The sequence below is a fragment of the Pseudonocardia petroleophila genome (assembly GCF_014235185.1).
Taxonomy (GTDB): Bacteria; Actinomycetota; Actinomycetes; order Mycobacteriales; family Pseudonocardiaceae; genus Pseudonocardia; species Pseudonocardia petroleophila.
In genome coordinates this window covers 4,768,397-4,790,926 of the sequence record NZ_CP060131.1, presented here as the reverse complement: position 1 = coordinate 4,790,926, position 22,530 = coordinate 4,768,397, and the positions used below count along the sequence as shown (strand labels likewise).

The following is a 22,530-nucleotide window of genomic DNA, read 5'->3' as shown; positions in this document are numbered from 1 at the left end:
AGCGCGCCGCGTCCGCTCAGCGGGTGGACGTGGGCCGGCGCTGCGGCCGGGGCGGGCTGACGCCGTCGGCCAGTCGACGCGCGGTCACCAGGAACGCCGTGTGGCCCTGCATCCGGTGCTCGGGGCGGACGGCGAGCCCGACGACGTGCCAGGCCCTGACCAGCGTCTCCCAGGCCTCCGGCTCGGTCCAGCACTGCTGCTCCCGCAGGGCCTCGGTGAGCCGCGACAGCTGCGTGGTGGTGGCGACGTACCCGACGAGCACGCCACCGGGGACGAGCGCCTTCGCCACGGTGTCGAGCTGCTCCCACGGCGCCAGCATGTCCAGCACCGCCCGGTCGACCTGCCCGTCCTCGGCCTCGGCGTGAGCGGCGAGATCGGCCACGGTCAAGGTCCAGTTGGGTGGGATGCGGCCGAAGAACTGCCGCACGTTGCGCTCGGCGTGCTCGGCGTGGTCGGCGCGGATCTCGTAGGACACCACCCTTCCGGTGGGGCCGACGGCCTGCAGCAGGGAGCAGGTCAGCGCACCGGACCCGGCCCCGGCCTCCAGCACGCGGGCGCCGGGGAACACGTCGCCCCACATGAGGATCTGCGCGGCGTCCTTCGGGTAGATGACCTGCGCGCCGCGCGGCATCGACAGGACGTAGTCGGCGAGCCGGTGGCGCAGCGCCAGGTAGGGGGTGCCCACGGGCGAGAGGACCAGGCTGCCCTCGGGCTGCCCGATGAGGTCGTCGTGCCGGATCCCGCCGCGGTGCGTGTGGTACTGCGCGCCGGTCTCGAGGGTGATCGTGTAGTGCCGGCCCTTGGGGTCGGTGAGCTGCACGCGGTCGCCCGAGCGGAACGGGCCGCCGCGGGCCGGACCGGTCGACCCGGCGTCGGGGTCGGTCACGCCGTGCCGGCCAGGCGCCACTGACCGTCGATGAGCTGCATCGTCGCCCCGTCGGTGCGGGACTGGCCCTGCCGCGTGGAGGTCCAGCGGATGGTGGCGTTGAGCCCCTGCACCACCACGTCGTCGACGACCGTGCTGCTCGCCGCCTCGACGGCCGTCTCGGCCGCCCCGGGCTGCCCGAACACCGCGGCGAGCGCCTCCTCGCAGGTGCCGGCCTGTCCCCCGCCCGCCTGCACCGCCGCGACGAGCTGCGCGCTGGTCTCCGGGGCGTTGAGCGAGCAGGCGATCGGCCAGTCCTGGGTGGCGATGGCCTGCTGGTAGGCGCGCAGGGCGGCCTCGACCGCGGCCTCCTCGGGGCCGACCGCGCCGGGCCCCCGCGTCGCCGTCGGGGCCGCGGTGGCCGCCCCGGCCGTCGGTGCGGCGGGCGTCGGGTCCGCGGGTGCCTCGGTGCCGCCCGTGGAGCAGGCGGTGAGCAGCGCCGCGAGCGCTGCGGCGGCCACGGCGGATCGCATGGTCTTCATCGCGGGACAACCTACGGGGCGCGCACTCCCCCGGGTCGGCGACCCCGGGAGAGCGTCGGGGCCGTCGCCTACTGTCGCCGCGTGACCCGCCGCCCCGCCCTCTCCCCGTCGCGGGCCGGCGACTTCAAGCAGTGCCCGCTGCTCTACCGCTTCCGCACGATCGACCGGCTCCCCGAGCGGCCCACCCCGGCGCAGGTCCGCGGCACCCTCGTGCACGCCGTGCTGGATCAGCTCTTCGAGCTCCCGGCGCCGCAGCGGGTGCCCGCCGCGGCCCGCGCGCTGCTCGGGCCCGCCTGGGAGCGGCTGCGCGCGGAGGAGCCCGACCTGGCCGACGTACTGTCCGGGGCGGGCGAGGCCGACGCGGCCGGCTGGTGGGAGTCGGCCGGGGCGCTGCTCGACGCCTACTTCCGGCTGGAGGACCCCCGCCGGCTCGAGCCCGCGGCCCGCGAGCTGCTCGTCGAGACCGAGCTCGGGTCGGGGCTGCTGCTGCGCGGCTACCTCGACCGGCTCGACGTCGCTCCGGACGGGCGGATCCGGGTCGTCGACTACAAGACGGGCGCGGCCCCGGGGGAGGTCTTCGAGGCGCGGGCGCTGTTCCAGATGAAGTTCTACGCGCTCGCCCTGCTGCACCTGCGCGGCGTCGTCCCCACCCAGCTGCTGCTGATCTACCTGGCCGACGGCGCGCGCCTGACCTACTCCCCCGACGAGGACGAGCTGCGCCGCTTCGAGCGCACCCTGGAGGCGATCTGGGCCGCGGTGCTCGCCGCGGGCGAGACCGGCGACTTCCGGCCCAGCCCCGGCCGGATGTGCGACTGGTGCAGCCACAAGGCGCTGTGCCCGGCCTGGGGCGGCACTCCCCCGCCCTATCCCGGGTGGCCCGCGGTCACCGAGGAGTCGGTGCCCGACCGGGCCGACTGAGCGGGCATGATCGCGGACGTGCCGGATCTCGAACCCTTCTACCGCCCGCTCGACGGCCCCGACGGCGAGCGCTTCCACGCCACCTTCTCCACCACCGGGCCGTGGTTCGCCGACGCCCAGCACGGCGGCCCGCCCGCCGCGCTGCTGATCCGGGCGTTCGAGCGGTGCGCGCCCCGGCCCGGCACCGCGCTGTCCCGGGTCACCGTCGAGGTGCTGGGGCGGATCCCGGCGGGCGAGGTCGAGGTCCGTGCCCGGATGGAGCGGCCGGGCCGCAGCATCGAGCTGCTCGGGGCGGAGATGCTGGCCGGGGGCCGCGCCGTGCTGCGGGCCCGCGCGTGGCGCCTGGCCGAGGGCGACACCGCCGAGGTCGTGTCGGGCACCGAGCCCGCCCTGCCCCCGCCCGACGGCGTCCAGGTCCACCCCGACCGGGCCGAGGGCTGGCTGCCCGGCTACATCGACGCCGTCGAGTGGCGGTGGGTGTCCGGCGGATGGGACGTCCCCGGTCCGGGCGAGCTGTGGGGCCGCCCCCGGGTGGCGCTGGTCGAGGGCGAGGAGATCACCCCGCTGCAGCGCCTGGCCGTGGTCGGCGACAGCGCCAACGGCATCGGGTCGCCGCTGGACATCCGCCACTGGCTCTACGTCAACACCGAGCTGACGGTGCACCTGCACCGCGTCCCCGCCGGCGAGTGGGTCGGGGTGCGGGCGAGCAGCGTGATCGGCCCGACCGGGCTCGGCACCGCCACCGGCCTGCTCTTCGACACCGACGGGCACGTGGGCCGCACGACCCAGGGCCTGACCGTGCGGCCGCGCAGCTAGGTCAGCCCCGGCCGTCGATCGCGCGGCAGGACCGGATCTCCGACGCCAGGATCGCGCGGGCCCCGAGCTGCGCGAGCTGGTCCATCACCCGGTTGACCTCGCGCTTGACGACCATCGACCGCACCGCGGACCAGCCGGCCTCGGTGAGCGGCGACACGGTGGGGGCCTGCAGCCCGGGGCTGATCTTCTTCGCCCGGTCGAGCAGCTCGTTGCGGCAGTCGTAGTCGAGCATCAGGTACTGGCGGGCGTAGACCACGCCGCGCAGCCGCTCGATGAAGACGATCTTCTCGTTCTTGGTGTCGACCGACTCCTCGCGGTCGGGCCGCGGCTCGCGCTCGATCAGCGTGGCCTCCGACTGCGCGATCGCGTCGCCGATGACCTGCAGGTTGTGCTGGCGCAGCGTCCGCCCGGAGGACACGACGTCGGCGATGGCGTCGGCCAGGCCGAGCTGCACCGAGATCTCCACGGCGCCGTCGAGCTTGACGATCTCCGAGCGCACCCGGTTGCGGGCCAGGTGCGAGCGCACCAGCCGGGGGTAGGACGTAGCGATCGTCTTGCCCTCGAGGTCCTCCAGCTTGCCGATGTCGCCGTCGACGGGGGCGGCGTAGCGGAACTTCGACTGGCCGAAGCCCAGCTCCAGCACCGTCTGGACCTGGCTGCCGGACTCCTCCATGAGGTCGGCTCCGGTGACGCCCAGGTGCAGGTCGCCGGATCCGACGTAGGTGGCGATGTCCTTGGGCCGCAGGTAGAAGAACTCGATGCCGTTCTCGTCGTCCTGCATCGACAGGTCGCGCGAGTCCGAACGCTGCCGGTAACCGGCCTCGCGCATCATCGTTGCGGCGGGTTCGGCCAGGGTGCCCTTGTTCGGGAGTGCGACGCGAAGCATGAGCTCGTCCTTCGGTGTTTCGGCCTTACAGGAACTTGTAGACGTCTTCGAGCGTGATCTTGCGGCCGATCATCAGAACCTGCACGCGGTAGAGCAGCTGCGAGATCTCCTCGGCGAGGGCGTCGTCGGCCTCGTGCTCGGCGGCGAGCCACACCTCGCCCGCCTCCTCGAGGACCTTCTTGCCCTGCGCATGGACGCCCGCCGCGAGTGCCTCCACAGTGCCCGACCCCGCGGGCTTCGTGGCGGCCTTCTCCGTCAGCTCGGCGTAGAGCTCGTCGAAGGTCTTCACCGGGATTCACCTCTCACGGAACCAGTGTCATATGTCGTGCACGACGTGCCCCGTCGCCGTCGGGTGGCTGCTGCCTCCGGCCGCTCACCTGCGCCGGACGGGCGGTGGGAGCGGTGGAACGCGCAACGAACCCCGACGAGAGGCCGGCCCGTGCGGTCCAACGGTCTCACGCGGCGTCCCGCCCCCGTGCCCGGGTGTAGTCGTCGCGCACGCCGGCGGCGGTCAGACCGACCAGCGAGTCGCGCTCGACCCGGCCCGGGCCGGCCGGGACCGGCACCTCGCAGGGCACCACCAGCACCGCCGCCCCGGCCCGCTCGGCGGCCAGCGCGCCGGTCGGCGAGTCCTCCACGGCCAGGCAGTCGCGCACGTCGACGCCGAGCAGCTCCGCGGCCCGCAGGTACGGGTCGGGGTCGGGCTTGCCGCGGGGCACCTCGTCGCCGCAGACCGACACCGTGAAGTGCTCCCGGCCGATGCCGTCGAGCGCCAGCTCGGTGAGCTCGCGGACGGTGTTGGTGACCAGCGCGGTGGGCCAGCCGGCCTCCCGCACCGTCCGCAGCGCGGCCTGCGCGCCCGGTCGCCACTCCAGCCCCTCCCGGAACAGCTCGCCGGTGCGGCGCAGGATCAGCCGCTCCGCATCGGCCATCCGGTCGGCGTCGCGGGGCAGGCCGAGGTCGTCGAACATGATCCCGAGCGTCCGCGGCAGGTTGGAGCCGATGATGGCCTCGCGGGCGGCCGCGCTCAGCTCGCCGCCCAGTGCCCGGGCGGTGTCGGCGAGCGAGACCGTCCAGACCTTCTCCGAGTCGACGAGCGTGCCGTCCATGTCCCAGAGCACCGCCGCCGGAGTGGTGGTCGTCATTCGGGGTCGTAGGCCAGGTTGGGCCGCAGCCACCGCTCGGCCTCCTCGACCGACGTGCCGCGCCGCGCCGCGTAGTCCTCGACCTGGTCGCGCCCGATCCGCCCGACGGTGAAGTAGCGCGAACCCGGGTGCGCGAAGATCACTCCGCTCACGGCGGCCGCCGGTGTCATCGCGAACGACTCGGTCAGCGCCAGCCCCACCTTCTCCGCGCCGAGCAGGTCGAACAGCTCGCGCTTCTCGGTGTGCTCGGGGCTGGCCGGGTAGCCGAACGCGGGGCGGATGCCGCGGAAGCGCTCCGCGTGCAGGTCGGCGAGCTCCGGCTGCGCGTCGGGCTCGAACCACTCGCGACGGGCCCGCAGGTGCACCCACTCGGCGAAGGCCTCGGCCAGCCGGTCGGCCAGCGCCTTGACCATGATCGAGCGGTAGTCGTCCTGCTCGGACTCGAAGCGGGCGGACAGCTCCTCGGCGCCGTGGATGGCGACGGCGAACCCGCCCAGGTGATCGCCGTCGGGGGACACGAAGTCGGCGAGGCACCGGTTCGGCCGGCCGTCGGGCTTCTTCGTCTGCTGGCGCAGCATCGGCAGGCGCACCCCGTCGACGACCAGGTCGTCGCCCTCGGCGTGGGCCGGCCAGAAGCCGTACACCCCCCGCGCGCGCAGCGATCCGTCCGCGACGATCTCGTCGAGCATCTCGACGGCGTCGTCGAACAGGTCCTTCGCGACGGGGTTCTCCAGGATCTTCGGGTAGCGGCCCTTCAGCTCCCAGGCGAAGAAGAAGAACGTCCAGTCGATCAGCTCGCGCAGCTCGGTGAGGGTGGGCTCGACCTCCTGGATCCCGGTGAACGGGGGCACCGGCAGGTCGTCGAAGGAGATCCGCTCGGCGTTGGCCCTGGCCTGCTCGACGGTGAGCAGCGGGACGGCGTGGCGGCCCTCGTGCTCGGTGCGCATGCGGTCCTGCTCGACCCGGTTGTCCGCGTCGAGGGTGCCGGCGCGGTCGGGGTCGAGCAGGGCCGACACGACACCGGTGACGCGGGAGGCGTCCAGGACGTGCACGGTGGTGGCGTCGTAGGCGGGCGCGATCCGCACCGCGGTGTGCTGGCGCGACGTGGTGGCCCCGCCGATCAGCAGCGGCAACGACATCCCCCGCCGCTGCATCTCCGCGGCCACCGACACCATCTCGTCCAGCGACGGCGTGATCAGCCCGGAGAGCCCGATGACGTCGGCGCCCTCGGCGATCGCGGTGTCGAGGATCTTCGCGGCCGGGACCATGACGCCCAGGTCGATCACGTCGTAGTTGTTGCAGCCGAGCACCACGCCGACGATGTTCTTGCCGATGTCGTGCACGTCGCCCTTGACGGTGGCCATCACGACCTTGCCGTTGCCGCGGTGGGTGCCGCCGGAGGCGATCAGCGCCTCCTTCTCCGCGTCCATGAACGGCTCCAGGTGGGCCACCGCGCGCTTCATCACCCGCGCGCTCTTCACCACCTGCGGCAGGAACATCCGTCCCGAGCCGAACAGGTCACCGACGATCTTCATGCCGTCCATCAGCGGGCCCTCGATGACGTCGAGGGGCCGGGCGGCGGTCAACCGGGCCTCCTCGGTGTCGTCGATGATGAAGTCGACGATGCCGTGCACGAGCGCGTGCGAGAGCCGTTCGTCCACGGTGCCCTCGCGCCAGGTCAGGTCGACGACGCGTTGCGTGCCCTTCCCGCCGACGGTCCCCGCGTGGGTGACCAACCGGTCGGTGGCGTCGGGGCGGCGGTCGAACAGGACGTCCTCGACGAGTTCGAGGAGGTCCTTCGGGATGTCCTCGTACACCGCGAGCTGGCCGGCGTTGACGATGCCCATGTCGAGGCCGAGCGGGATCGCGTGGAACAGGAACGCCGAGTGGATGGCCTCGCGGACCACGTCGTTGCCGCGGAAGGCGAACGACAGGTTGGAGATGCCGCCGCTGATCCGCACGCCGGGACAACGCTGCTTGATCTGCGGGAGCGCGTCGAGGAACGCCTTGCCGTAGCCGTTGTGCTCCTCCATGCCCGTGGCGATCGCGAGCACGTTGGGATCGAAGATGATGTCCTCGGGCGGGAATCCGACCTGCTGGGTCAGCAACGCGTAGGCGCGTTCGCAGATGGCGACCTTGCGCTCGGCGCTGTCGGCCTGGCCCTGCTCGTCGAACGCCATCACGACCGCGCTCGCGCCGAGGTCGCGGATGCGCCGGGCCTGGGCGAGGAACGGCTCCTCGCCCTCCTTGAGGCTGATCGAGTTGACCACGCCCTTGCCCTGGACGCACTTGAGCCCGGCCTCGAGCACGCTCCACCGCGAGCTGTCGATCATCACCGGGACGCGGGCGATCTCCGGCTCGGTGGCGATGTAGTTGAGGAACGTGGTCATGGCCTGCTCGCTGTCGAGCAGGTCGGCGTCCATGTTCACGTCGATGAGGTTCGCGCCGCCGCGGACCTGCTCCAGCGCGACGTCGACGGCGCTCTGGAAGTCGTCGGCCTCGATCAGCCTGCGGAACCTCTTCGACCCGGTGACGTTGGTGCGCTCACCGATCATGACGAACCCGGTGTCGGCGCCGATCGCGAACGGCTCCAGGCCGCTGTAGCGGGTGGCGGCCCCGATCTCGGGCACCGGACGCGGCGCCGTGCCCCGGACCGTCTCGGCGATCGCCGCGATGTGCTCGGGGGTGGTGCCGCAGCAGCCGCCGACGATGTTGACGAGGCCGGCGTGAGCGAACTCGCGCAGCTGCGCGGCGGTCTGCTCGGGCGTCTCGTCGTAGCCGCCGAACGCGTTGGGCAGCCCGGCGTTGGGGTGGCTGGAGACGTAGGTGCCGGCGAACTTGGCGAGGTCGGCCACGTGCGGGCGCATCTCGGCGGCCCCCAACGAGCAGTTGACGCCCACCACCAGCGGGTCCGCGTGCGCCACGGCGTTCCAGAACGCCTCCACCGTCTGGCCCGACAGCGTGCGCCCGGACAGGTCGACGATCGTCACGGAGATCCACAGGGGCAGCTGCGGTGCGACCTCGCGGGCCGCGGCCACCGCAGCCTTGACGTTGAGCGTGTCGAAGATCGTCTCGAACATCAGCAGGTCGACGCCGCCCTCGGCGAGCGCGGAGATCTGCTCGGCGTAGGTGTCGCGGACCTGGTCGAACGTCACCCGGCGGAAGGCGGGGTCCTCGACCTTCGGCGAGAGCGAGAGCGTCACGTTGAGCGGTCCGACCGAGCCGGCCACGAAGCGCCGCCCGCCGTCCTGCGCCTCGGCCTCGTCGGCGGCCTGCCGGGCGAGCCGGGCGCCGCGCACGTTCATCTCGCGGACGAGGTGCTCCAGGCCGTAGTCGGCCTGGGCGATGCCGGTGGCGGTGAAGGTGTTGGTGGTCGTGATGTCCGCACCCGCCGCCAGGTACCGGCGGTGCACGTCCAGGACGACGTCGGGCGAGGTGATGTTGAGCAGGTCCGGGTCGCCGGTGACGTCGTGGGTGTGGTCGGCGAGCTGGTCGTTGCGGTAGTCGGCCGGGGAGAGCCCGGCGGACTGCAGCATCGTGCCCCAGGCACCGTCGAGTACCGCCACCCGCTGATCGAGCAGGTCGCGCAGATCCTTCACCGACATCGGGCCTCCCGCGTCTGTCGTGGGAGGCGCCCTTCTCATCGAACCGCGAACCGGCCGAGCGTGGCGGATGGCGAGCCAACCGTTGCAGCGCCTCTCGACCGCGTCCGAGATGCTACCGGTCGCGAACCCGCCGACACCGACCGGAACGCCACGGGACGGCCTCACCGCCGTAGGCTGGGGCGATGACCGATCCCGACCCGGCATCCGACCTGCCCCGACTCGTCGACCCGGTGATGATCGCCGCGTTCGAGGGGTGGAACGACGCGGGTGAGGCCGCGAGCACGGCGCTCGAGCACCTGGAGCTCAGCTGGGACGCCACCCCGCTGGCGTCGATCGACCCCGAGGACTACTACGACTTCCAGGTCACGCGCCCGCACGTCCGCTACACCGACGGCGTCACCCGCAAGATCGAGTGGATGACGACCCGCCTGTCGGTGGCCACGCTCCCCGGCACCGAGCGGCACGTCGTGCTCGTCAACGGCATCGAGCCGAACCTGCGCTGGCGCTCGTTCTGCTCCGAGCTGCTCGGGCACGTCGAGCGGCTCGGCGTGACCAAGGTCATCACCCTCGGTGCCCTGCTCACCGACATCCCGCACACCCGGCCCACCACCGTGAGCGGCATCTCCTACGACGTCGACTCCGCGAAGCGGATGCAGGTGGAGCAGTCCACCTACCAGGGCGCCACCGGCATCGTCGGCGTCTTCCAGAACGCCTGCGTCGAGGCCGGCGTCCCGGCGATGTCGTTCTGGGCCGCGGTGCCGCACTACGTCTCGCAGGCCCGCGTGCCGAAGGCGGCCGTGGCGCTGCTGCACCGCATCGAGGAGGTCCTCGACGTCGAGGTCCCGCTCGGCGGGCTGCCGGAGCAGGCCGAGGAGTGGGAGCGCACCGTCTCGGAGATGGCCGAGGCCGACGACGAGGTGCGCGAGTACGTGCGCCAGCTCGAGGAGCAGGCCGAGGCGGAGGACACCGACGTGCTCCCGGAGGCCGACGGCGACGCGATCGCCGCCGACTTCGAGCGCTACCTGCGCCGTCGCGGCAGCGGGGGCGCGGGCAGCTGACCGGTCCCCTCGCCCGGGGCGGGCTCTACGCGGGCGCGTTCCTGGGGCCGTTCGGCGGCGGCGTCACCGTGGCGATGCTGCCGGAGCTCGGTGCGACGTTCGGTGTCCCCGCCGGCACGGCGGCCGTCTCGGTCACCGCGTACCTGCTGCCGTTCGCGGCCGTCATGCTCGTGTCCGGCACCCTCGGCGAGCGCTGGGGGCGCCGGCGCACCGTCGTGCTCGGCTACGCCCTCTACGTGCTGGCGTCGTCGATGTGCGTGCTGGCCTGGGCCTGGCCGGTGTTCCTGGCCGGACGGGCGCTGCAGGGCCTCGCCAACGGGTTCACCACTCCCCTGCTGCTCGCCGCGATCGCCTCGGCGACGGCCCCGGACCGGCTCGGTCGCGCGCTGGGCTGGTTCGGGTCGCTGCAGGCGCTCGGCCAGACCTCCGCGCCGCTGCTCGGCGGGCTCGCGGCCGAGTTCGACTGGCGCTGGGCGTTCGGCGGCGTCGCGGTGGTGGCGACGCTGCTCGCGGTGGCCGGGATCCCGTCCGGGGCGCCGTCGGCGGCGCGGGGGTCGCTGGGGGCCTCGCTGCGCTCGGCGTGGCGGCCGTCGGTGCTGCGGGCCGGGGTGGTCGCCGCGGTCGGCTGGGGGTGCCTGTCCGGGTTGAACTTCCTCGTCGCACTGCGGCTGGAGGACGAGTTCGGGCTGGGCGCCGGGGCGCGGGGGCTGGTGCTGACCGGCCTCGGGGTGGTTGGCCTGCTCACGGCCCGGCTGGTGGGCGGCGGGGTGGACCGGATCGGGCCGCGGCGCAGCGTGCTGCTCGGCGCCGGGCTCGGCGTCCTCGTCGTCGTCGCGGTGGGGTTCGCACCCGTGGTCTGGGCGGTCGCGGCGGCGTGGGCGGTGGGCGGGGCCGCGACGCAGCTCCTGCTCGTCGGCGTGAACGCGCTGGTGCTGGGGTCGTCCGGGGGCAACCCGGGCGGGTCGATGTCGGTGGTGCAGGCCGTGCGGTTCGGCGGCGGGGCGCTCACCCCGCTCGCCCTGACCCCGGTCTTCGCGGCCGACCCCCTCGCGGCGTTCCTGCTGCCCGCACTGGTGCTGGCGGTGGTCGTGCCGATCGCACTGCCGCGCCCGGCGCCCGCTCAGCCGGCCAGCTGAGCCAGGAGCGCGCGGGCGTAGGCGCGCTCCGCGTCGACGTCGATGTGGCGGGTCCCGTCGCCGGTGACGACGGCCCAGCCGTCGCCCACCGGCTCCAGCGCCCGGAACGCCGCCCCCAGCGCCGTGCGCAGCTGGCCCTCGTGCGGCAGCCAGACCGCCGCGTCGGCGTCGACGCTGTCCAGGGCCCACTCCGTGGTGCCGTTGAACCGCAGGGTCCGCCCGCCCGGGCCGTCGTGCACCTCGATCGTCAGCTCGCTGACGACCCACACCTGGTCGTCCATGCCGCGGTCGGCGATGACGAACCGGTCGCCGGACACCGGCGACCACGGCAGGCCCGCGGCGCGCAGCCGGTCGGCGAGCTCGAGGGAGATCACGGCGCCTCCACGGTCACGGAACGGCGTGGGTCTTCAGGTCGGCCAGGTCGATCCACTCCAGGGTGCGCGCGTGGGTGGCCTCCAGCACGACGGGCGGGGCGGCGCCGGCCTCCAGCGCCTCGGCCCACCGCGACGCGCACAGGCACCAGCGGTCACCCGGTCGCAGGCCCGCGAACCCGTACTCGGGCCTCGGCGTGGACAGGTCGTTGCCCGCGGCCGCGCTGAACTCCAGGAACTCGGCGGTGACCTGCGCGCACACCGTGTGCACGCCCTGGTCCTCGCCGCCGGTGTCGCAGCAGCCGGTGCGGTAGAAGCCGGTCATCGGATCGGTGCCGCAGACCGCGAGGTCGCCGCCGAGCACGTTGTGGGCCATGTGCGACATGCAACCAGAACGGGTAAGCGGGGGCATGTCCACACAGGCACCCGAGAACCAGCAGCCCGACCCCGACGGCCCCCTCAACCCCCACGCCCCCGAGCTCGACCTCGACGTGCCGGTGCCCGCCTCGCCCGCCGAGACCGCGGCGGACGAGGAGGACGAGGACGGACCGGAGATCCCCGACTAGCTAGAGCCGGATCCCGAGCAGGGCGTCGAGGGCGTCCCGGACCAGCGCCGGGGCGGTCTCGTCGGAGCCCCGGCGCTCCAGGGCCTGCGCCGCCCACGCGTCGACAGCGGCGATGGCCCGCGGGGTGTCGAGGTCGTCGGCGAGGTGGGTGCGCAGGCTCGTGACCAGGTCGTCCGCCGCAGGTGCCGCGGTGAGGGCGACGGCCTCGCGCCAGCGGGCCAGGCGGGCGTTCGCCTCGTCGAGCAGTGCGCCGGTCCAGGCCCGGTCCTCGCGGTAGTGCCCGGCGAGCAGCGCGATCCGGATCGCGTTCGGGTCGACGCCCTCCGAGCGCAGCTTGGACACGAACACCAGGTTGCCCCGGGACTTGGACATCTTCTCGCCGTCGAGGCCGATCATCCCGGTGTGCGTGTAGTGCCGGGCGAACGGGTGCACCCCGGTGAACGCCTCGGCGTGGGCGGCCCCGCACTCGTGGTGCGGGAAGATCAGGTCGGAGCCGCCGCCGTTGAGGTCGATCTGCGGGCCGAGCCGGTTGAGCGCGATCGCGGCGCACTCGACGTGCCAGCCGGGGCGCCCGGCGCCCAGGTCGGACTCCCAGTGCGGCTCCCCGTCGCGGGCCATGCGCCACAGCAGGGGGTCGAGCGGGCTGCGCTTGCCGGGCCGCTCGGGGTCGCCGCCGCGCTCGGCGGAGAACCGCAGCATCGTCTCCTCGTCGTAGTTCGACTCGTAGCCGAAGTGCCCGGTGACCGCGGAGTCGAAGTAGACGTCCGGGAACTCGGCGTCGTCGACGCGGTACGCCGCACCCGAGGCCAGGAGCTTCCCGACGAGCTCGGAGATCTCCCCCATCGCCTCGACCGCCCCGATGTAGTGCCGCGGCGGGATCACCCGCAGCGCCTCCATGTCCTCGCGGAACAGGGCGGTCTCGCGCATGCCGAGCACGACCCAGTCGTCCTGGTCGCGGGCGGCGCGCTCCAGCAGCGGGTCGTCGATGTCGGTGACGTTCTGCACGTAGTGCACGTCGTGGCCGAGGTCGCGCCACAGCCGGTTGACCAGGTCGAACGCCAGGTAGGTGGCGGCGTGGCCGAGGTGGGTGGCGTCGTAGGGGGTGATGCCGCAGACGTACATCAGCGCCTCGCGCCCGGGGGCGGTGGGCCGGACGCGGCCGGTGGAGGTGTCGTACAGGCGCAGGGGCGGGCCCTCGCCGGGCACGAGCGGGACGTCGACGGGGGCCCAGGTGTGCATACGCCACAACTTACGCGGGCTCACCACCACTCGGATGCGAGCTTCGCCTCGATGTCGCGGACGTGCGTCCGGGTGCAGACCGGACAGAGCCACCCGTCGGTCCCGAGCGACCACGTCGGGTCGGCCCCGGCCCGCTGCGCCGGGCAGCGCTCGCACCGCTGCGGCCGGTCGATGCGGTGCACGACGTGCCACCCGTCGTCGATCGGGTTGTCGGGCTCCAGGTGCCCCTGCCCGACACGGACGAACCCGGCCTTCTCCAGCGCCCGCCACGACGCGATGTTGCCCTCGGCCACCGCCACGACGACGCACGGGGTGTCCGGGAACGCCGCCCACGTGTCGGCGAGCAGCGCACGGATCATCGGCGTGCCGAGGCCGCGGCCGGGCTCGGCGACGAGGTAGTCGATCGTCATCGCGCCGTCGGGGACGTCGGTCAGCGCGGAGAGCTCCGCGAACTCGTCGGGGTACGCGTCGATGCGGCAGCGCTGCGCCAGCCCGAACGGCCGCCCGTCGAGCGAGGCGATGAGGTCCTCGGCCGGCTCCTCGCCGCGCAGGGTCGGCCCGAAGTCCCGCTCGACGGCCTCCGGGGACGTCTCGTGGTTCCACCAGCGCGCCACGGCCGGTACGGCGAGCCAGCGCCCGAGCATCGGGAGGTCCTCGGCGGTGACCCGCCGCCAGGTGATCAACGCGCCCCGCGCACGGCGGCGACCACCGCATCCCCGAACTGCTCGAAGGAGTCGGTCATGTCGGGGACCACGCGGTTCATCAGCGGCGCGAGCGGGCCGCCGAACACCTCGGCCATCGTGAAGTCGGTGCGGCCCCCGTCGAGCGGGGCGAGGGTGAACGTCCGGACGCCCCGGTACAGGCCCAGCGGCAGCCCCCCGGACCAGACCATCTCCCGCGGCTCGTCCATCCGGTCGACGGTGAGCGTGAAGGTCTGCTTCGGGGACACCACCGACACCATCGCGATCTTCTCCCCCACCGCGATCCGGCCGCCGAGCGACACCACCGCCGGGTTCCAGTGCGGGTAGGCGGGGGCGTCGGTCAGCAGGTCCCACACGGTCTGCGGGTCGGCATCGACCACCCGGTGCACACGGTACGAACTCGGCACGGCTCCTCCTCGGTCCCGGCGGCCGACCGTAGACCCGGGCGAGGCACGGCGACAGGACCATCCGGCGGGTGGGTGGGTCAGCGGCGGGTGCGCAGGTAGTCCGCCACCACCTCCGCGCCCAGGCCGTCGAGCGTGGGGGCGACGACCCGGCCCCCGCACCGCCGGGCGAGGCCGTCGAGGAAGGCCGCGAGGCGGGGGTCGTCGCCCAGGACGAAGAAGGTGAACGCGGCGCGTAGGCCGGTGAGGCGGTCGACCTCGGCCACGGTGGCCCGCAGCGTCTCCGGGCTGGTCGGGTAGTCGAACGCGGCGTGCCCGTCCGGCTCGAGGTGGGCCGTCGGCTCCCCGTCGGTGACGACGAGGACGACCGGCTGGGCGTCGGGGTTGCGGCGCAGGTGCTGACCGGCGAGCAGCATGGCGTGGTGCAGGTTGGTGCCCTGCTCGTAGGCGCCGTCCAGGCCGACGAGCTCGCCCAGCTCCACCGACCGGGCGTGCCGGCCGAACGTGATGAGCTTGAGGTCGTCGCCGCGGAAGCGGGTGGAGATGAGCTGGTGCAGCGCGAGCGCGGTGCGCTTCATCGGCACCCAGCGCCCGTCCTGCACCATCGACCAGGACGTGTCGACGCACAGCGCCACGCACGCGCGGGTCCTCTGCTCGGTCTCGACGATCTCCACGTCGGTGACGTCGAGCTGCCGGGGGTCGCCGCCCGCCCGGCGCAGCTGGGCGTTGAGCAGGGTCTTCGGCACGTTCCAGGCCTCGGTGTCACCGAACGCCCACGGCCGGGTCGCGCCGGTCGCCTCGCCGGCCGCACCCGAGCGGCGGGTGTCGCGCTCGCCGCGCCGGGCCCCGATCCGGTCGACGACCTCGCGCAGCGCCGACTCCCCCAGCCGCCGCAGCGCCTTCGGGGACAGCTGCAGCGACCCGTCGGCGGCCCGCTCGAACAGCCCCTGCCTCTGCAGCTCGCGCTCCAGGTCGGCCAGCGCGCGGGCGTCGACGCGGGCCTGGTCGCCCAGGTGCTTCCCGACGGACTCCAGGTCGATGTCCTCCAGCCGCGCACCCGGGTAGCTCTGGGACAGCTGCTCGGCGAGCGCGTCGAGCTGGCCCAGCTCCTCCATCGCGCGGGTGGCCTCGCCCATGCCCATCGGGTTCTCGCCGCGGAAGCGGCCCTGGCCGTCCCAGTCCTCGCCGGGGCGCAGGCCCTGGAGCTGGGCGTCGAGCTGGGCCATGGCCTGAGCGAGGCGCGGGTCGCCGAACGCCTGCTGCGCGAGCTCCATCAGCTCGGCGCGCTGCTCGGCGCTCATCGAGTTGAGCATCCGCTGGGCCGCCGCCGCGCGCTGCGCGAGGGTGTCGATCAGCTCCTCGGTGGTCTGCGGGTCCTCCGGGAAGTGCTCGCCGTGCTTCGCCATGAACTGCTGGAACTGCTCGGTGGTGTCCTGCCCCGCGGCGTGGTTCGCGAGCAGGGAGTTGAGGTCGTCGAGCATCTCCCGGATGGCCTCGACGTCCTGCGGCGTCGCGTTCTGCATCGCCTGCTTCATCCCGGCGAAGCGCTGGTCGAGCATCTCGCGGCCGAGCAGGTCGCGGATCTCCTGGTAGGCCTCGCGGGCCTCGGAGCTCTGCCAGTCGTAGGAGTTCAGCTCGCGGACGGCGCCGCCCGTGTCGGTGGGCAGGGCGTCGAGCTGCATCTCCCGGAAGCGGGCGTCGTCGGTGTCCTGGCGGCCGAGGCTGTCGCGCTCGGCGTCCAGGGCGCGCTGCAGCAGCTCGCGGACCTCCTGCAGCGTGCCGTCGAGCCGGTTCTCCCGCTGGAGCTTCGAGCGGCGCTGGTAGAGCTCGCGCGTCAGCTCGTCGAGGCCGCGGCGGTTCTCCATCCCCCGGCGCAGCAGCTCCTGCAGGGCGCTGCGGGGCGAGGAGCCCTCCATGACGTCGCGGCCGATCTCGTCCATGGCCGCGCGCAGGTCGAACGGCGGAGCCAGCGGATCGGGCCCGTCGACGTAGGGGCCGTACTGGTAACCGGGGCGGCGTCGTGTCACCCCTCCACGCTACGTCTCCGCACCCCGGTCGTGCTCGTCGTCGATCCGGTCCAGGAAGGGCCCGAGCTCGGCCAGGAACCGGTCGCGCTGCTCGATCTGCGCCCAGTGCCCGCACCCCTGCAGCAGGACGACGCGCGCGTCGGGCATCGCCGCCGCGGCGCGGACGGAGTCCTGCGGGTCGACGAGCCCGTCCTCGCGGCCGTGGACGAACAGCGCGGGCGCCCGGATCTCCCCGACGCGCGCGCTGAGGTCGTTGCGCATCCGCCACGGCCCGACCGTCGCCTGGTTGTAGCGCAGGTAGCCCAGCCGCAGCCGTCGGGACTCCCGCCGGATCTCCTCGCGGACCGGCGGGGGCACGCTCGCCGGGTCGTGCACCATCGCCCGGACCGCGGTGCCGGTGAACCGGTTGGCCAGCCGGAGCAGGGGCAGCAGCACGGCGTCGGGGAGCCGTCCGGCGAGCCAGGCGAGCGGGTGCACCACGCGGTTCCCGGCGTAGCGGGCCAACCCGCCCGGCGCGACGAGGACGAGCCCGGCGACCGGGTGGCGCAGGGCGACGTTCAGCACGACGTCGCCGCCCATCGACACCCCGACCCACACGGCCGGGGCCGATCCGGCGACGGCCACGGCGACCTCTGCCATCGCGGCGGGCGCCCCGTCGACGGGCAGGCCCTCGGTGTAACCGAACCCGGGCAGGTCGAGTGCGAGCACCGGCCGCGTGCGGGCCAGCTCGCCGAACACCTCGAACCAGGAGATCGCCGCGTTGTCCGGGCCGCCGCCGTGCACCAGCACGACGGGGGTGGCGCCGGCCGGCCCGCCGCGCAGCACGCGGACCCGGCCCCCGGCGTGGGCGACGAACTCGACACGGGCCCCGGCGGGGACGAGCGGTGCGGCCATCCCCCGATCCTGCCGGATGAGAAGCCGCTCACCGACCGTTCATGGTGGCGCCATCGGCCGGCCCGACGCTGGTCCCCATGACCCCACCGCCCCTGACCCCCAGCATCGGCGCCGTCGCGCGCACCCGGCTCGCCGGCGACGCGGCCACGGTCGTCGGGTGGCTGCGGGTGCTGGCGCGCGAGGACGGGCCGGCCGAGGTGGCCGCGGCCCTCGACGCGCTCGGCGCCCTGCGCACCGACCTGCGCTCGCTGCGCCCGGTGCTGGACAAGGGCTGGACGGTCGCGCTGCGCGACGGCCTCGACGAGGTGACGGCCGTGCTCGCCCGGATCGCGGTGCTCGACGGGCGGGTCCGGCTGCTCGCGGAGTGCGGCGGCTCCGGGCCGGCGGACGCGCTCGTCGCGTCGACGGGGCGCGAGCGCGCCGCGCTCCTGGAGACCGTCCCCGCCGCGCTCGACCCGGAGACCGGGGCCGCGCTCGCCTTCCTCGCGTCGGGCCGCGAACCGGCCCCGCTGCGCGCCGCCGCCCCCGTCGGGGACCCGGGCCTGCCGGCCGCGGTGCTGCTCCCGCCGATGCTGCACCGGCGCTGGCGCAAGCTCGTGAAGGAGACGCCCGTGCAGGACCTGGAGTCGCTGCACCGCCGGGCGGCCGAGCTGATCGTCGTCGTCGAGGTCGCGGCCCGGCTGGAGTTCCCGGTGATCGGGCTGTGGCCCGCCGCCGACGCCCTGCGCACCGCCGCGGCCGCCGCGCTGCGGGTCGGGGCCGCGCACGAGCTGAAGGAGCGCCTGCCCGCCTGCACCACCCGCCGGGACCTGGCGCGGATCGTCGAGCGCCGGGTCTGGGTGACCCGCCAGGTCGAGAAGGCGCTGGCCGGGGTCGCCGCGCTCGGTCACCTGATCCCCGCCGACGACGACGGCCCGCCCAAGGCGGCGGGCGGCGGCCTGGTCGTGCGGCCGGGCCCGGGCGGCCCGGAGGTGCTCGTCGTGCACCGCGTCCGGCAGGACGACTGGTCGATCCCCAAGGGCGCGACGGCCCCCGGCGAGACCGTGCAGGAGTGCGCGCTGCGCGAGGTGCGCGAGGAGACCGGGCTGCGCTGCCGGATGGGCGCGGAGATCCACTCCGTCGTCTACCGGGACCGCAACAACCGGGCCAAACACGTGCGGTTCTGGCACATGACGCCGGTCGGGCCCGCGGCGCCGCCGGACCCCGCCGAGATCGACGAGGTGCGCTGGGTGCCGCTGGCCGACGCGGCCGGGCTGCTCACCCGCAAGCGCGACCGCGCCGTCGTCGCCGCGTTCGTCCGCGAGCACGGCACGGGGCGGGCGGCCTGATGCTCTCCGTCCTGTGGCGCTTCCGCGGCACCCTCGCCCCCCACCGCCGCGAGCTGACGATCGGCGGCCTGCTGATCCTCGCCGGCGCGGGCCTCGCGCTGGCCCTGCCGTGGCCGCTCAAGGTCGTCGTCGACCACGTGCTGGCGGGCCGCCCGTTCGGCCCGCTCTCCGGACCGGGACTGCTCGCGGCGTGCATCGCCGCGATCTGCGTCCTCGCCGCGCTGGGCGCGGGGGTGACCTACCTCGCCGAGCGCACGCTGTCGGGCGTCGGGGAGAAGATGCTGGCCGACCTGCGCACGGCCACCTTCGCCCACCTGCAGCGGCTGTCGCTGGGCTACCACCAGACCCAGCGCGTCGGCGACCTCGGCAACCGGCTCACCAACGACGTCAACACCATCCAGAGCCTGCTCGTCGCGGTGCTGTCGGTGCTGCTGCCCAACGCGACGCTGCTGGTCGGGATCCTGGCCATCTCCGTGGCGATCGACCCGTTCTTCGCGCTGCTGTCGCTGCTCGTCGTGCCGCCGCTGTACCTGGTGCTCGTGCGCTACCGCCGGATCATCAAGAGCTGGGCCGCCGTCGCCCGCAAGGAGGAGGGGAAGGTCGCCTCGCACGCCTCGGAGGTGCTCTCGGCGATCCGGCTGGTGGCGACGAACGCGGGCGAGGGCCGGTCGGAGCGCCGCTTCCGGTCCTTCTCCGACGCCCGCCTCGCCGCGGGGCTGCAGCGCGTCGACTTCGCGGCCCGGCTGCCCGCCGCCGTCGACGTCATCGTGCACGTCGGGCGCGCGGTCGTGCTGCTCGTCGGGACGCTGCGGGTGCTGGACGGGGCGATGGAGCTCGGCCTGCTGCTGGTGTTCCTGGCCTACAACGAGAAGCTCTACCAGCCCGTCAAGCAGCTCGCGAAGCTGCAGACCACGATCAGCAAGGGCCAGGCGAGCGCCGACCGCGTGCTGGAGGTCCTCGCCGTGCAGGCCGCGGTGCGCGACCGGCCCGGCGCCCGCCCGCTGCGCCGGATGCGCGGCCACGTCGCCCTGCGCGGGGTCGTCTTCGGCTACGACCCGGCCCGCCCGATCCTCGACGGCGTCGACATCACCGCCCTGCCCGGGCAGACGATCGCGCTGGCCGGGCCGACCGGGGCCGGGAAGTCGACGGTGTCGGGCCTGATCCCCCGCCTCTACGACGTGCAGTCCGGCTCGGTCCGGCTCGACGGCCACGACGTGCGGGACCTGACGCTGGACTCGATCCGCGACCAGGTCTCCCTCGTGCCGCAGGACGCCGCGCTGATGTCCGGCACGATCCTGGAGAACATCGCGTTCGGCGCGCCGCACGCCACCCGCGAGCAGCTCATCGCGGCGGCGCGGGCGGCCCACGTCGACGAGTTCGTCGACCGGCTCCCCGACGGCTGGGACACCGAGGTGCACGAGCGCGGCAGCTCGCTGTCGGGCGGGCAGCGCCAGCGCATCGCGATCGCCCGGGCGCTGGTCCGCGACACCCCGGTCGTCATCCTGGACGAGCCGACGTCCGGGCTCGACGCCGTCAGCGAGTCGCTGGTGATGCGGGGGCTGGAGCGCCTGACGGCCGGCCGCACCGTCATCGTCGTGGCGCACCGGCTCTCGACGCTGCAGAAGGCCGACCGGATCTACGTCCTGGACCGGGGCCGGGTCGTCGACTCGGGCACGCACGCCGAGCTCGCCGCGCGACCGGGGGTGTTCCGCGACATGCACCGGCTGCTGGGCGACCGCCCGGCCCCGTCCCCGCGGCCCCGGCTCGCCGCGGCCGGCTGAGCACGACCGGTGCCGGGCAGGATCGGTGCTGAGCAGGATCGGTGCCGGGCAGGATCGGTGCCGGGCAGGATCGGTAGGGTCCGGGCCATGGCACGGGCCCGTCGGACACGCCCCACCAAGCTGCTCCCGGACCCGCCGGACACCCCGACGCGGTGGGACCCCGCGCCCGCGGTGGCCGAGGACGGGGCCGTCTGGGACGGCGTCGACGCGGGGGCCGACGTCGAGGTGCCGCCCCGCGTGGCCGATCTCGACCTCCGCGAGTGCCGCTGGACCGGCGCCGACCTCCGGGGGCGCGAGCTCACCGGGTTCCGGGCCCGCGACACCCGGTTCGAGCACTGCGACCTGTCTGGCGCAGTCCTCGACGACGCGGTGCTGCGCCGCGTCACGTTCACCGACTGCCGGCTCACCGGGGCGTCCTTCGCCGGCGCCCGGCTCGACGACGTGCGGATCACCGACAGCACGGCCGACCTCACCGGCTTCCGCATGGCCACGGGCACGTTCCTGCTGGTGGAGAACACCTCGCTGCACGCGGCGGACTTCTACTCGTTCACCGCCTCGGGCTGCGCGTTCCTCGGCTGCGACCTCGGCGAGGCCTCGTTCCACGAGGCCCGCCTCGCCGGCACCCGGCTGCACGGCTCCCGGCTCGACGACGTGCGCGGCGCGATGTCGCTGGCCGGCGCGCGGATCAGCCCCGACCAGCTCGTCCCGGTCGGGGCGGCGCTGCTCGGGGCGCTCGGCATCGAGGTCACCGACTGACCCGTGCGCGGAAACGGCTGCCCGGGCAGCCGTTTCCGCGCACGGGGGTCAGCCGTAGCTCACCGAGTCGTCGTCGGCGGTGTCCTTGGCCAGGCGCCGGGTGAGGAACAGCAGCTCCAGGGCCAGCTCCGCGGCGCTCGCCATCGGGCCGGGCTGCTCGGTACCGCCCGCGTCGAGCCGCTTGGCGATCTCGGTCAGCGCCTCCACCTGCGGCAGCGCGGCGACCACCTCGGCCGCGGGCACCCGCTCGCCCGTGCGCACCGGCTGGCCCGCGACGGCCTCGGCGAGCGGGTTGAGGTCGATGCCGCGCAGCCGCGCCCGGGCGGTGTCGGCGGTGGCCCGGCGCAGCAGGTGCTCCATGTGCTCGATCTCGCGACCCTCCTCGCCGGAGGCGAACTCCAGCTTGCCGCGGAGCACCGTGGGCACCGACTCGAGGTCGACGGGCCGGGCGACGGCGTGCGCCTCCCCGGTGATCGCGGCGCGGCGCAGCGCGGCGGCCGCGACGGTCTCGGCCGCGGCCACGGAGAACCGCGCGGAGACGCCGGAGCCCTGGTCGACCGCGCTCGACTCGCGCAGCGCCCGGGTGAACCGCGCGACGATCTCCAGCAGGTGCCGGGGCACGTCGGCGACGAGGTGCGCCTCCTGCTCCACCAGCGTGATCTCGTCGGTGAGCTCCAGCGGGTAGTGCGTGCGCACCTCCGCGCCGAAGCGGTCCTTGAGCGGGGTGATGATGCGCCCGCGGTTGGTGTAGTCCTCGGGGTTCGCGCTGGCCACCAGCAGGATGTCCAGGGGCAGGCGCAGCGTGTAGCCGCGGACCTGGATGTCGCGCTCCTCCATCACGTTGAGCAGCGACACCTGGATGCGCTCGGCCAGGTCGGGCAGCTCGTTGATCGTGACGATGCCGCGGTGCGCGCGGGGCACCAGCCCGTAGTGGATGGTCTCCGGGTCGCCCAGCGAGCGCCCCTCCGACACCTTGACGGGGTCGATGTCGCCGATCAGGTCGGCCACCGCGGTGTCCGGGGTGGCGAGCTTCTCGGTGTAGCGGTCGTCGCGGTGCTTCCAGGCGACGGGCAGGTCGTCGCCGAGCTCAGCGGCCCGGCGCTGCGACGCCGGGGTGATCGGGTCGTACGGGTGCTCGCCGAGCTCGGAGCCCTCGATCACGGGCGTCCACTCGTCGAGCAGGTTCGTGATGGAGCGCAGCAGGCGGGTCTTGCCCTGGCCTCGCTCGCCGAGCAGCACGACGTCGTGGCCGGCGATCAGCGCCCGCTCGAGCTGCGGGAGCACGGTGGACTCGAAGCCGACGATGCCGGGCCACGGGTCGCGGCCGGCGCGCAGGGCGTCGACGAGGTTTGCGCGGATCTCGTCCTTGACGCCGCGCAGCTGGTGTCCGGAGGCGCGCAGGGCGCCCAGGGTCTGCGGGAGGTCGGTGCGGGGAAGATCGTGGGGCACGGTTCCACGCTACGCCCGCGGGCCCCCGTCGGCCTGCGGACCG

The 22,530-nt window shown here is 74.3% G+C and carries 22 protein-coding genes; 8 read left to right on the top strand and 14 right to left on the bottom strand.

Translation table 11 applies throughout. The features are described from left to right. Nucleotides 1-16: 16 nt before the first annotated feature. Together H6H00_RS23610 and H6H00_RS23605 are read right to left on the bottom strand one after the other, a co-directional pair. Complete coding sequence (locus H6H00_RS23610) at nucleotides 17-886, bottom strand: tRNA (adenine-N1)-methyltransferase (protein WP_185717887.1); 870 nt, start codon at nucleotides 884-886, stop codon at nucleotides 17-19. Beyond that, nucleotides 883-1,407: a hypothetical protein gene (locus H6H00_RS23605; protein WP_185717886.1), complete on the bottom strand. Its 525-nt coding sequence runs from the start codon at nucleotides 1,405-1,407 to the stop codon at nucleotides 883-885. Before H6H00_RS23605 ends, H6H00_RS23610 begins: the two co-directional genes overlap by 4 nt. 81 nt (nucleotides 1,408-1,488) lie before the next feature. On the opposite strand from H6H00_RS23605, the gene H6H00_RS23600 reads away from it, so the two are divergent. Beyond that, the gene (locus tag H6H00_RS23600; protein WP_185717885.1) at nucleotides 1,489-2,325 is read left to right on the top strand and encodes a RecB family exonuclease; all 837 of its coding nucleotides are present in this window, start codon (nucleotides 1,489-1,491) and stop codon (nucleotides 2,323-2,325) included. Nucleotides 2,326-2,343: 18 nt separating this feature from the next. Next, a complete protein-coding gene (locus tag H6H00_RS23595; RefSeq protein WP_255425335.1) occupies nucleotides 2,344-3,141 on the top strand; it encodes a thioesterase family protein in 798 nt (265 codons plus the stop codon). A gap of 1 nt (nucleotide 3,142) precedes the next feature. Here the strand turns inward: H6H00_RS23595 and hisG are convergent, their stop codons facing one another. The 4 genes from hisG to metH form a co-directional block, all read right to left on the bottom strand. After that, nucleotides 3,143-4,027 carry an ATP phosphoribosyltransferase gene (hisG, locus tag H6H00_RS23590; protein WP_185717883.1) on the bottom strand — a complete coding sequence of 295 codons (885 nt, stop codon included), beginning with the start codon at nucleotides 4,025-4,027 and terminating at the stop codon, nucleotides 3,143-3,145. A gap of 25 nt (nucleotides 4,028-4,052) precedes the next feature. After that, on the bottom strand, nucleotides 4,053-4,316 hold the full coding sequence (locus H6H00_RS23585; RefSeq protein WP_185717882.1) for a phosphoribosyl-ATP diphosphatase: 264 nt from the start codon (nucleotides 4,314-4,316) through the stop codon (nucleotides 4,053-4,055). Nucleotides 4,317-4,482: 166 nt separating this feature from the next. Further along, entirely contained in the window at nucleotides 4,483-5,172 is a 690-nt protein-coding gene (locus H6H00_RS23580) for an HAD family hydrolase (protein ID WP_185717881.1), read from the bottom strand. Then, nucleotides 5,169-8,777, bottom strand: coding sequence for a methionine synthase (metH, locus tag H6H00_RS23575; RefSeq protein WP_221775641.1), 3,609 nt, complete (start codon nucleotides 8,775-8,777; stop codon nucleotides 5,169-5,171). Before metH ends, H6H00_RS23580 begins: the two co-directional genes overlap by 4 nt. A 182-nt stretch (nucleotides 8,778-8,959) precedes the next feature. Between metH and H6H00_RS23570 the strand changes: the two genes are divergently transcribed. Next, a complete protein-coding gene (locus H6H00_RS23570; protein ID WP_172162544.1) occupies nucleotides 8,960-9,835 on the top strand; it encodes a PAC2 family protein in 876 nt (291 codons plus the stop codon). Continuing rightward, a complete protein-coding gene (locus H6H00_RS23565; RefSeq protein ID WP_185722720.1) occupies nucleotides 9,832-10,971 on the top strand; it encodes an MFS transporter in 1,140 nt (379 codons plus the stop codon). The genes H6H00_RS23570 and H6H00_RS23565 overlap by 4 nt, the downstream gene beginning before the upstream one ends. On the opposite strand, the gene H6H00_RS23560 is transcribed toward H6H00_RS23565, so the two are convergent. Both H6H00_RS23560 and H6H00_RS23555 read right to left on the bottom strand, forming a co-directional pair. After that, nucleotides 10,956-11,345, bottom strand: coding sequence for a pilus assembly protein CpaE (locus tag H6H00_RS23560; protein WP_185717879.1), 390 nt, complete (start codon nucleotides 11,343-11,345; stop codon nucleotides 10,956-10,958). The genes H6H00_RS23565 and H6H00_RS23560 overlap by 16 nt on opposite strands. Before the next feature lie 13 nt (nucleotides 11,346-11,358). Continuing rightward, nucleotides 11,359-11,718, bottom strand: coding sequence for a DUF2237 family protein (locus H6H00_RS23555; protein ID WP_185717878.1), 360 nt, complete (start codon nucleotides 11,716-11,718; stop codon nucleotides 11,359-11,361). Nucleotides 11,719-11,752: 34 nt separating this feature from the next. Here H6H00_RS23555 and H6H00_RS23550 point away from each other — a divergent pair, with 34 nt between their 5' ends. Further along, a complete protein-coding gene (locus H6H00_RS23550) occupies nucleotides 11,753-11,908 on the top strand; it encodes a hypothetical protein (protein ID WP_185717877.1) in 156 nt (51 codons plus the stop codon). Here H6H00_RS23550 and mshC read toward each other — a convergent pair whose 3' ends face one another. The 5 genes from mshC to H6H00_RS23525 all read right to left on the bottom strand — a co-directional run bounded on the left by mshC (nucleotide 11,909) and on the right by H6H00_RS23525 (nucleotide 17,173). Continuing rightward, on the bottom strand, nucleotides 11,909-13,147 hold the full coding sequence (gene mshC / locus H6H00_RS23545) for a cysteine--1-D-myo-inosityl 2-amino-2-deoxy-alpha-D-glucopyranoside ligase (RefSeq protein WP_185717876.1): 1,239 nt from the start codon (nucleotides 13,145-13,147) through the stop codon (nucleotides 11,909-11,911). It lies immediately after the preceding gene. A gap of 20 nt (nucleotides 13,148-13,167) precedes the next feature. Then, nucleotides 13,168-13,830, bottom strand: a complete 663-nt coding sequence (locus tag H6H00_RS23540; protein ID WP_185717875.1) for a GNAT family N-acetyltransferase — start codon at nucleotides 13,828-13,830, stop codon at nucleotides 13,168-13,170. Then, on the bottom strand, nucleotides 13,827-14,228 hold the full coding sequence (locus H6H00_RS23535) for an SRPBCC domain-containing protein (RefSeq protein WP_185717874.1): 402 nt from the start codon (nucleotides 14,226-14,228) through the stop codon (nucleotides 13,827-13,829). The genes H6H00_RS23540 and H6H00_RS23535 overlap by 4 nt, the downstream gene beginning before the upstream one ends. 104 nt (nucleotides 14,229-14,332) lie before the next feature. After that, on the bottom strand, nucleotides 14,333-16,279 hold the full coding sequence (locus H6H00_RS23530; RefSeq protein WP_185717873.1) for a vWA domain-containing protein: 1,947 nt from the start codon (nucleotides 16,277-16,279) through the stop codon (nucleotides 14,333-14,335). Nucleotides 16,280-16,288: 9 nt separating this feature from the next. After that, nucleotides 16,289-17,173, bottom strand: a complete 885-nt coding sequence (locus tag H6H00_RS23525) for an alpha/beta fold hydrolase (protein ID WP_185717872.1) — start codon at nucleotides 17,171-17,173, stop codon at nucleotides 16,289-16,291. Between the two features lie 77 nt (nucleotides 17,174-17,250). On the opposite strand from H6H00_RS23525, the gene H6H00_RS23520 reads away from it, so the two are divergent. From H6H00_RS23520 to H6H00_RS23510, 3 genes are all read left to right on the top strand, one after another. Then, nucleotides 17,251-18,501, top strand: a complete 1,251-nt coding sequence (locus tag H6H00_RS23520) for an NUDIX hydrolase (protein ID WP_185717871.1) — start codon at nucleotides 17,251-17,253, stop codon at nucleotides 18,499-18,501. Beyond that, nucleotides 18,501-20,282: an ABC transporter ATP-binding protein gene (locus H6H00_RS23515; protein WP_185717870.1), complete on the top strand. Its 1,782-nt coding sequence runs from the start codon at nucleotides 18,501-18,503 to the stop codon at nucleotides 20,280-20,282. Before H6H00_RS23520 ends, H6H00_RS23515 begins: the two co-directional genes overlap by 1 nt. Nucleotides 20,283-20,369: 87 nt before the next feature. Continuing rightward, entirely contained in the window at nucleotides 20,370-21,038 is a 669-nt protein-coding gene (locus H6H00_RS23510) for a pentapeptide repeat-containing protein (protein WP_185717869.1), read from the top strand. A 48-nt stretch (nucleotides 21,039-21,086) separates the two neighbouring features. On the opposite strand, the gene H6H00_RS23505 is transcribed toward H6H00_RS23510, so the two are convergent. Beyond that, nucleotides 21,087-22,487: an ATP-binding protein gene (locus H6H00_RS23505; RefSeq protein ID WP_185717868.1), complete on the bottom strand. Its 1,401-nt coding sequence runs from the start codon at nucleotides 22,485-22,487 to the stop codon at nucleotides 21,087-21,089. Nucleotides 22,488-22,530: the final 43 nt, after the last annotated feature.